The organism is Photobacterium sp. OFAV2-7 (assembly GCF_022347985.1).
In the GTDB taxonomy this organism is placed as follows: Bacteria; Pseudomonadota; Gammaproteobacteria; order Enterobacterales; family Vibrionaceae; genus Photobacterium.
Genome location: NZ_JAKRFQ010000136.1, coordinates 1 through 7,955, shown reverse-complemented (window position 1 = coordinate 7,955; position 7,955 = coordinate 1). Strand labels below are relative to the sequence as shown.

Annotated in this window: 6 protein-coding genes and 1 pseudogene; 2 read left to right on the top strand and 5 right to left on the bottom strand. The window is 46.4% G+C overall.

The features are described 5' to 3' along the window. Positions 1–802: arginine N-succinyltransferase (astA, locus tag MHN01_RS09855; RefSeq protein WP_239411195.1), on the bottom strand; the 802-nt coding region annotated here is incomplete at its 3' end. A gap of 400 nt (positions 803–1,202) precedes the next feature. Here astA and MHN01_RS09850 point away from each other — a divergent pair. Beyond that, a complete protein-coding gene (locus MHN01_RS09850; protein ID WP_239411194.1) occupies positions 1,203–2,891 on the top strand; it encodes a methyl-accepting chemotaxis protein in 1,689 nt (562 codons plus the stop codon). 88 nt (positions 2,892–2,979) lie between these two features. On the opposite strand, the gene MHN01_RS09845 is transcribed toward MHN01_RS09850, so the two are convergent. The 4 genes from MHN01_RS09845 to MHN01_RS09830 all read right to left on the bottom strand — a co-directional run bounded on the left by MHN01_RS09845 (position 2,980) and on the right by MHN01_RS09830 (position 7,311). Next, positions 2,980–3,852, bottom strand: a complete 873-nt coding sequence (locus MHN01_RS09845) for a nuclear transport factor 2 family protein (protein ID WP_239411193.1) — start codon at positions 3,850–3,852, stop codon at positions 2,980–2,982. A 128-nt stretch (positions 3,853–3,980) separates the two neighbouring features. Beyond that, on the bottom strand, positions 3,981–4,856 hold the full coding sequence (locus MHN01_RS09840; protein ID WP_239411192.1) for a helix-turn-helix transcriptional regulator: 876 nt from the start codon (positions 4,854–4,856) through the stop codon (positions 3,981–3,983). A gap of 103 nt (positions 4,857–4,959) precedes the next feature. Further along, positions 4,960–6,309, bottom strand: coding sequence for a Na+/H+ antiporter NhaC family protein (locus MHN01_RS09835; RefSeq protein ID WP_239411191.1), 1,350 nt, complete (start codon positions 6,307–6,309; stop codon positions 4,960–4,962). An 81-nt stretch (positions 6,310–6,390) separates the two neighbouring features. Further along, positions 6,391–7,311, bottom strand: coding sequence for an NmrA family NAD(P)-binding protein (locus MHN01_RS09830; RefSeq protein WP_239411190.1), 921 nt, complete (start codon positions 7,309–7,311; stop codon positions 6,391–6,393). Between the two features lie 369 nt (positions 7,312–7,680). On the opposite strand from MHN01_RS09830, the pseudogene MHN01_RS09825 reads away from it, so the two are divergent. After that, positions 7,681–7,955, top strand: a pseudogene (locus MHN01_RS09825) (peptidase); the annotation flags it as partial.

Below are 7,955 nucleotides of genomic sequence, written 5' to 3'. Positions count from 1 at the left end.
GAATATTTACCATATCGCATTCGACTGTTGGCCCGGCATCAAAAATCGCCACATAACCACGGTTGGTAAATCCTTCTTTCTCTAGCAACCGAAGCGCCGGCCGAGTTTTTTCGTGAACCTGACCTATTACCTCCTGCGCCTCGTCACTAAGTAAACTGACATAAATCGGCAATTTAGGCATAAGATCGGCAATAAACCCTTTTTGCCCTACCCCGACCAAATAATCTGCATGGGTAAACTCAATGGAAAAGAAATGATCTCTTAGCCACTCCCAAAATGGAGAGTGCCCCTCTTCGTCTGATACACCACGCATTTCGGCAAACACGGTTTTAGAAAAACGCTGAGGGTGCTCACCCATCATCAGGAACCGACATTTAGATAACAGACGACCGTTGAGTCCCTCGCGCCACTGAGGACGTAAAAATAAGGTACATATTTCACTGCAACCTGTATAGTTATTACCGAAGGTTAACAGCTCGACGATATTATGCACTCCCAACTTGCGCGAGGAATGCACCACTTTGCTTATATGGTAACTATAAAAAGGGACATCGAGTCCTACCGTGGCCTCGATACCTGTGGTGCCAACAACTTCTCCGGTATCAGTGTCTTCGGCTACCATCAGGTAACCTTCAATCCCCGGTGAGCTCACCTCTTTGGAAAAACTCTCTAGTGAGTGTTCAATTTTGCCCCGGAGCAACTCTTCATTTACCGGAAGCGAAGTAAACCCATGGCCTGATTCTTCCGCGCAACGCATAAGCGCCGGAAAATCGGCCTCAGTAATCGGACGAATTACTAGCATCGAACATCCCTCCTGATGCATATAGTGGCCTCCTGGCCACTCGTTACAATAAGATCGCTAAGAAAATAGCTGGCAGCATGACTGCTGAAAAGAAGATCGAAAAAAATACCAGGAAAACATAACAAATCGGGCACAGAATAACTGTTATACCCCTTGCATATCTATAACAATTAAATCACTTTTGCGCATAAAATGAGCACACCCTGCTCTCTGTCTTCCTTTCTTTGCTCGAAAAAGCAAAATATCGCTTTGTTTGTGAGCTGTAGCCCATTTTTTACTGACAGTTGTATAAATAACACAACATTCTGTAAAGATTTAAAAGTCAATGCCGACATACTTTATTGGGAAGTCCGTAAATCCCCAAAATTATAATTATGAATGTAGAAGAGTCCGAGTCGCTATGAATAAATTACAGTTAAAAAGCAAACTATTGCTGCTAAGCATATTACCAGTTTTCATCATAATGAGCGTTGCGATTGGGATCATCGTGACACTTGAAAACAAAGCTGTAGAAGAAGAGGTTACTCTTTACAAAGAACGCCTTATCCTCGAACGAAAAAACCAGCTAAAAGATGCGACAACCATCGCCCAGCACGCTGTTGACGGAGTTCTTGCTGACAACACCAACCCTAGCATTGCACTAGAAAAAGTCCGTGCCCTGCTTACTCCTCTTCGATTTGCCAGTGACCGCTCTGGATACTTTTTCATTTATGATATGAAAGGCACCAACGTTGCGCATGCGACCTCTCCGTCCAACCACAACCAGAATCGACTGAACAACACCGATGTTAACGGTGTTGCCTACATCAAGGGGCTAATTAAAGCGGCTCAAAGTGGTGGCGGTTTTGTTGCCTATAGTTACCCGAAAAGTAGCGGTGGCCAGCCTCAACCAAAACTAAGCTACTCGACAACGGTCAATAACGGCCAGTGGTTCATTGGTACCGGCCTTTATATTGATGATATCGACGCCCAGGTCGATGCTTACCATACCCATGCTGCCGCTAGCATGGCTGAGAGATTTAAACTCGTATTGATCAGCTCGCTAGTGCTGGGTGCGCTGAGTGTAATTTGTATTCTGTACATTGCCAACCGCATGACTCGCCCGGTTCAGAATATGGCTAAAACACTCAACGAGATTGCCGATGGCGAAGGTGATTTGACTCGTCGCCTGGAAGTTCAGGGCCATGACGAAATTGCAGAGCTTGGCAATGCATTCAACCGTTTTGTGGCCAAGCTGCAGGGGATCATTACCCAAGTTTCTGATGTTACCGATAATGTTAGCGGTGCTGCCAACAATATCCATGATCAAACTATTCGCCTGACCCAGCAGCTTCAGGAGCATAACAACGAAACCGAACAAATCGTCACAGCGGTTACTGAAATGAGCTCGGCTGCAAGCGAAGTGGCAATGAATGCCAACGAAGTATCGAATGCCACCAGCAATGCCAGCGAAGATTCCCATGTTGCCCAGCAGCGTGTTGATACTTCTGTTGTATCCATCAGCGCCCTTGTCGACGAAGTAGATCAGGCTGCCCAGCACATCCATTCTTTGAACCAGCAATCACAAAAAATTGATAACGTTCTTAAAGTCATCGGTGAAATTGCCGAGCAGACTAACCTGCTGGCACTAAACGCGGCAATTGAGGCGGCACGCGCCGGTGAACAGGGACGAGGCTTTGCCGTTGTGGCAGACGAAGTTCGCGGACTGGCAAGCCGGACGCAATCAAGCACCCAGGAAATTAAAGAAATGCTTGATGAGTTGCACACCCTGGTTTCTCAGGCCGTCTCATCCATGACCCACAGCCAGTCAACTTGTAGCGAAGCGGTAGGTGCAGCAAACTCAATCACCGAAAGCTTGTCGTCGGTGACCGGTGCCGTTGAAGCCATCAATGACATGACCAGCCAGATTGCTACAGCAGCTACCGAGCAAAGCTCAGTGACCGACGAAATCAACCGCAATATGGTAGCCATTCAGGATATCGTTACCGATCTTATCCATTCAAGCAGCAGCTCAGAGCAAGTAGTCAGCGAGCTAAACCACGCCGGCACAGAGCTAAAACAGCTAGTCGGTCAGTTCAAGACAAGTTAACCCACCACCTCGGCTCTAGCATTACTTCAACAGCGGCTACCTTGAAAAAGGTAGCCGCTTTACGTTCCTGTTACTTTTACTTTTACTTTTACTGCGCAGTAAACCCAAACTTACCGTTATTGTTCTTCCACTGATCTTTGGCAGGAATAGGTTCGATCGTATCCCAGTGTTCGACGATCTTACCTTCATCAATACGGAACAAGTCATAGTAAGAAACATGTTCACCACCCAGGTTTCCTTCGCTGATGCTCAAGACAAAGTTGCCTTCTCCAAGCACCAGGTGGTTCTTGTCATACACCATCTTGATGCCTTGAGCTGCCATCTGCTCCAATGCCTGCCCCAAGCCACTCAGGCCATCCGCTATCACTGAGTTATGCTGCAGATAGTCTTGCTCACCACTATCAATAAAGCGTCCGAGTTGGGAATAATCACCTTTCATGAGAATTGTGCTGACAAAGTCTTCCACCAGCGCTTTATTTTGCTCGGTCTTCTCGAGATCCGTAACTTGTGTCTGGCCGTCAAGCTGTGTTCTGCCGCTAGGGTTAGGCGGTGTTTTCACGGCCAGGTTATCCCAGTGCTCAACAATCAGCCCCTCTTCAAACCTAAACACATCAAAACCGACTTTAGGGCCGAAGAAGTTATAGTCGGTATGTGTAAAGACATAATCACCGTCCTGGAAGGCTCGTTTAACATCAACCCTTGCGCTGCCTTTAGGAAGCGCCTGGAGTACAGCCCCAAACCCGGCCAGTCCATCTCCTACAGCAAGGTTATGCTGGGTGTAATTATCTGGATTCACATAGCTGATAGCTTGGTGATCCCCTGTTTCGATACTATTGAGCAGCGCAACAGCTTTGTCTTTATTTGAAAGTTTCATTTCCGCCTCTTCAGCTGAAATCTGACTGGTACAGGCACTACATAGGATGGCTGCGGTAGCCAGTACGGCAGATAGACCTTTTTTCATTTTGTTCACCTCTTGTTGGAATGAGGAAATAGTAATGAAAACAAGGAAGGGGCACATGGTCAGTACCCGCTGAAAAATGGTCAATATCGAACTTCTAAACTGGAACCAAGAACAGGTTCAATTTGAAATCACTTGGCAGAATACTGCTTCTGAAAACGGGAAGGTGTTAGCAACGTATGCTTTTTAAAGTACTTAACAAAATTACTGGCATCTTCAAAGCCCAGATCATAGGCCAGTTGTTGGGTTGGCAAACCATCTAGCACCAAACGTCGTTTTGCCTCCAGAATCGTGTAAGCATCAATAAGTTGCTTGGCTGTCTGGTTGGTTGCCAGTTTACATAGCTGATTAAGCGTCTTATAGGTGGTATGTATTTGCTCGGCGTAATACGTTGCATCACGGGTACGATGAAAGTTTTTCTCCAGCAATTCAATAAAGCGGGAAAACTTACTCAGCTGATCTTTGCTCAACCTGTCATGGCGGTTTTCAGGCATAGCGCGGCGTAGTATTAACGACAGTGAGGAAAACAGGAACATTGCAATGAGGGGATCCGCATTCTGATAACTCAGCTCTTTGACGATCTCTGCCAGAATACTTTGGCTGCTGCTCAGCACTTCAGAGTCCGGCGTAAATACTGGCTGATAAGCATGTTCGAGGTGGATGGGAGTAAACTCCGGCAGTCGCATATTAGCCAGCGCCTGATCAATAAAAGTCTGGGTAAACAACAACACTTTTCCTTTAGGCCTATGGCTAAAATCAAATGCATGAACCTGGTTCTTCTGAACCGAAATAAAAGCCCCGGATTGATAAGGATAGTTAACAAAATCAATCAAATGGCTCCCCTCTCCTTCTTCAATATGAATGAGAAGGTAGAAGTTAACTCGGTGTGGCAGGGTTGGCGTATGGTTAAGGCCATGAGTGCGCTGGTATATTTCTTCCAGATCAATGACCTCGATTTCTCGGTTTGCCGTTTTTGCGTGATTGAAGCCTACTTCAGGAATGTTCATACAACTCTTATTATCTTCTTTTTTGCTAGGAGCCTCTCCGAGCACTATCGCATACTCTATACCCAAACAACCATACCGGACACCTTTGTCATCAAAGTGTATATTACACGCTAAGCCCAACCACCAGATACAACGCAAGCGACAGTAAGGCCACAGCCAAGGTGTAAGGCAGCTGTGTCACGAAGTGTTTTTCTGGCAGGCAATCTGCAGCCGACGAAGCAACAATCACCGAATCGGAAATTGGCGAACTTTGATCGCCAAATACCGCACCTGAAACCATTGCTGCAATAGCCAAGGGAACAGCGACACCTGCACTTACCGCCAGCGACACCACAATGGGCGTCATTATGCTTACCGTCGCTCCCGAACTGCCTGTCGAAAATGAGATCAATATACAAAGAACAAAGATAGTAGCCGGAATAAACCCTGAAGGGATTTCTCCCGTGAACAAGCTGGCCAGATATTTTCCCGTTCCCAGCTCGCCAGATACCCTACTTAGGGAAAATGCCAAGGTTAGAACTATCACTGCTGGCAGCATATTTTTCATCCCTTGTATGCACCACTCAATATATTTATTAACAGCAACGTTATTGAGCCAGAAGTAGCCGCCTGAGCCAATAAGCGCAACAAACCCACTAAAGTAAACAGCCGAACTAATATCACCGGTGACATAAGCAATTATGCCAATTGACGTCAGTAAAATAATGACCGGGACCAACAGGTATAGTGCTTTTGCTGATGAGGAGCTAGCAGAAACAGAGTCCAAACTCTTATGATCCGTTTGGATATCAAGCGCTAAGCCTTCCCCTTTTTGTACTAGTGCCAGAATAGGCACCATCGCCAGGATCACAATCGTATAGAACTGATAAGGCAAGGCATTCAACACATAACTGAAAGGCGACTCAGCGAGTGTACCTTTTTCAACTTCGGTCGAAATTAAACCTGTGAGAAATACCCCTGCCCCACTAAAAGGAACCAACCAGGCCAAAGGCGCCCCCGTGCAATTAGCGACCAATGCCAGCCTTGTATTAGAGAGTTTGAATTTCTGAAACAGCGGCCTGCCGACAATCCCGACCAACATCATCGAACCGACGCCTTCCAGGCACATCAAAAAACCAAAGCCAAAGGTGGCTAGCTGCGCACTGACTTTTGACCTAATTATGCTTCGTTGTTGAGAGAGTTGGTGAATAAGCGCCTCAACCCCTCCCGACTGTTGCATCACATTGATAATTGCGCCAATGATCAAAATAAAGATCAGACTTTTCACTGAGCTCGGCGACGAAAAGGTATCGGCTATCACATTGAAACTATCAGCGATTCCGCTAATCACTGTTTGGGAAAGCAGAATTGAACCGGCCATAACTCCGGCAAAGATAGCAACATAGACTTGCCGGGTTGTAATCGCGAGCAAGATGGATAAGCACGGGGGTAACAGGGTTAGCCAGGAGTCCATAAAAAGACCTGTATTGGAGGGAAGCTTGTAAAAACACAAAGAGATAACCCGGAGGTTATCTCCTCATCAATGGAAAAAGGATCACTCCTCGAAGACAAACTTAGCGTCTTTTAACACCTCTTCTGGCTGTTTACAGACATAGTCAGGATAGAGCTCGCTGGTACGCAATGTCTGCTCGTTGAACGCGGCAAGCTTGCCAATGACATAAATCGCGTAGTTAATCCCCCAGCGCTCTTTGTCAGTTTCTGCGCCTTTCTTTGCGGTGACCTCATCACCGGCACTCTCTTTCATCGTCGTAATATATTCTGAAGAGAAGTGTTCATATTCAAAGGAATAATCCGGCCAATATTGTTTAAGTAGAGCCAGCATGTCATGTTGGCTAAGGGCATTGAAATCAACCTGAACGCACTTGTTCAGAGTACGCTCGTCAGTAACTGCCAGTGCAGCAAGATAACCAATGTCATCAATATCATGGGTATAGATTGGCAGTTCAAGCTCACCAAAAGTGGTGATCTTTCTGAAGACCCGCAGGTTCGGCAAAAAATAGTCAAAAATACCGCCGTTGTAGAATAGCGTCCAGCCAATGCCTGAGCTCATCAACAGGTCGTGAAAGCGCTTCTTGTTGTCAAACACCTCACCATCACCCATCTCAAGCGCTTGGGTATGGCAACCAAATTCCGTCGGCACAAACCGCCTCACGCCCGCTTTCAATGCAGCCTCCAGCCAGACTGGTTCGGATTGCTCAATGATGGATTTCGAGCCAGGAACGCTGGCAACAAGGGTATCAACGCCCTGAAGGATATCTGCCATTATGTCTGCATCATGCATATCGGCACAGAACGACACCGATGCGCCCAACTCTTCAAAAGCCTTCAGCTCGGTATCTTTTTGCATCTTACGGGTAATGATGGTGACATCATGCCCCAGCGAGAGTAAGCCTCGCGTCAATGGTGTTCCCACCTGTCCAGCGGCACCAATAACAGCAACGTGTTGTTTTTTCATATCAAGCTCCTTTCACTTCATAAGATGCAATATGTCAGGCTCAGTACTCAGCAACTCAATGTTATAGAGCAAGCCCGACTGTACCTGAGGAGGAGATTGTAAATATCCCCATATTGTATTTCATGGTCAGAGCGAGCCTTAAAATGGTAAATATCGAACCCGGCACTCTCTTTCTAATACGGTTCAACACGCTTTTCACCCGACTGACATATAAGCACCGCCAATAGCCTGCAGTGATACAGTATCCTTTTGATATGAAAGTTAAAACGAGCTGTTAATCTCCACTAAAAATACTGTTGCCTACACAGGCAACGCTGTTTATTCTCGGAGAAGGATTTCCCGATAACGACGATAATCAAAGGCAAAGTAATGAGCAGTTCTCACAGCTACCCAATTGGTACTCCAGGACAAAAGTGGAGTGATAAGGAAAAGGCCGCATGGCTTGAACAAGTTACAATCAAACGCTCTTACCAGGACGAAGTCGTTACAAAGCTAACCCCGCTAGGGGAGCGCTTTGACTTGCTCAAGTATGGCGCACTTTCTTATGATAGCGACAAATACCCTCTCTTTGCACTAAAGACCCGTAACTGGGATAGCAACAAGCCTACAGTCCTGATCACAGGCGGGGTTCATGGCTATGAAAC

Bases quoted from the DNA above. Each gene is read 5' to 3' on its own strand.
- MHN01_RS09850 (WP_239411194.1), top strand. From the start codon at position 1,203: ATGAATAAATTACAGTTAAAAAGCAAACTATTGCTGCTAAGCATATTA.
- MHN01_RS09830 (WP_239411190.1), bottom strand. From the start codon at position 7,311: ATGAAAAAACAACACGTTGCTGTTATTGGTGCCGCTGGACAGGTGGGA.
- MHN01_RS09835 (WP_239411191.1), bottom strand. From the start codon at position 6,309: ATGGACTCCTGGCTAACCCTGTTACCCCCGTGCTTATCCATCTTGCTC.
- MHN01_RS09840 (WP_239411192.1), bottom strand. From the start codon at position 4,856: ATGAACATTCCTGAAGTAGGCTTCAATCACGCAAAAACGGCAAACCGA.
- MHN01_RS09845 (WP_239411193.1), bottom strand. From the start codon at position 3,852: ATGAAAAAAGGTCTATCTGCCGTACTGGCTACCGCAGCCATCCTATGT.